We start from the raw sequence: 1,798 nt of genomic DNA on the forward strand, positions 1-1,798 counted from the left end.
GCGTCACAATGGCCGAAACCACCTGGCTGTCGCCCATATAGTTGCCAAACGCGGTTTCCATCCCGTGGATGGCGATCAGCACACCTGCGGGCACGCCGTATTTCCGCTCCAGCGCGGCATAGAAATCCGGGTTGCGCGCCTTTCGCTTGCGGCCCTGCGCCACGATGGTCGCCGAGCCGCGGATCTGCATGAATTTTTCCAGCGAGTACTTAAAGCTCTTCTGGTTGCGGTCAGCGGAGATGGTACGGCGGGCATACTGCGCATTGGCCAGCGCCTGCAGCCCCGCCTTACGCACGCCTGCGCGCTTGGCCTCGCGCTGGAAGTCCTGCTTCCAGGCGTCAAACCCGGCAGAGGTATTGCCGCAGGTGGCGGCCAGGGCAGGGGAAGCAAGCAGGGCGGAAATCAGGGCAGAGGCCAGCAGGCGGCGCATGAAAGAACTCTCGAAATGTGACTCGTGCCTAGCAGCCTAACGTGCTGGCAGCCCGTGTCTAACGGGAAAAGCTGTGCATGGTTCCCATTTACCTAAGTGAAGGCGGTTCCGGCTGCCAGGGCAAGACCGTCCGCCACTGCGGTCATGGCATTTCCTGTTTCAACGCGGGCATTTGGGCAAAGCCTCTGCATTTGCACCTGAACCGCCGCCAGCAGCGAAGAGCCGCCGACCAGCACGATTCTGTCTACATTGCCCGCTGTTATGCCAGCCTGCGCCAATGTCTCGGCGGCGCAAGCCCCGATGGCTTCGGTCTGTTCCGCCAGCGTCTGGTTCATCTCAGCGGCGGGCAGCGGCACCGACAGGCCGCGCTGCAACAGTTTCAGGTCGATGACTGCCGCGCCGCCTGCCGTGTTGGCCTGGATCTTGCCGCGCTCGACCGCAAAGGCCAGCTCGTGGCCCAGTTCGTCCTCCAACACGTCAACCAGCCTGGCCAACCGGCCCGGCTCAACCGCATTGGCGGCCAGATCCTTTGCTGCCCGGCGGCTTTCCGGACTGTAGAGGAAAGGGATCATCTGCCAGGTCGCCAGATCGTTGAACAGCCGGTTCGGGGCGGGCAGGGTGCCGCCGCCAAAGATATTGCGGATCTGGCTGCCGCGCCCTAGCAGCGGCATGACATGATGGATGCTCAGCTGCCGGTCGAAATCGGTGCCGCCCAGCCGCACCCCGTGCGAGGCCAGGATACGGGTTGCGCCATTTGCGTCCTGTTCAAAGGCGGTGAAGTCCGAGGTGCCGCCGCCGATATCGACAATCAGCCCGCGGCCCGGTGCAGGTGCTGCGGCCCGCAGGGCTGCTTCCGGCTCATACATGAACAGCACATCCTGAAAGCCCGCGTCCAAGTAACAGGCGCGCAGATCTTTTTCGGCCTGAATATTGCGGGCTTCATCCTTGGAATGAAACCGAACCGGCCGGCCGGACAGCGCATGTGTAAAGTCCATATGCGTTGCCGTCTCGGCGCGGGTCTTCATCTCGGCCAGAAAGCGGGCGATGAGGGTGCCAAAGCTGATCCGCTCGCCGCCCAGCCGCCGTTCCTCGTGCAGCAGCGGCGTGCCGAGCAGGCTTTTCAAGGCGCGCATGAAACGCCCCTCATCACCGTTGATCAGCGCCCGTGTGGCGCTGTGGCCGATCCGCATGCTGCGGCTGCCCTCGTCAAAGAACACCGCCGTTGGCAGGGTCTGCTCTCCCGGTTCCATCTCCACCAGCCAGGGGCGGCCACCCACGGCAATCCCGGCCGCCGAATTGGAGGTGCCAAAGTCGATACCAAGGGTGTTGGGGGCAGTCATGGAACAGGCTCCTTTCGCTGGCGGGGAG

At 63.7% G+C, this 1,798-nt stretch carries 2 protein-coding genes; both read right to left on the reverse strand.

All coding sequences use genetic code 11. From position 1 onward, the window contains the following. The coding region (locus tag A2I95_RS35195; protein WP_291737209.1) for a lytic murein transglycosylase at positions 1 to 430 on the reverse strand (430 nt) is incomplete at its 3' end. Positions 431 to 522: 92 nt separating this feature from the next. Next, a complete protein-coding gene (locus A2I95_RS35200; protein ID WP_027259158.1) occupies positions 523 to 1,770 on the reverse strand; it encodes an Hsp70 family protein in 1,248 nt (415 codons plus the stop codon). Positions 1,771 to 1,798 lie beyond the last annotated feature (28 nt).

It is taken from the genome of Leisingera sp. F5, from assembly GCF_001593695.1.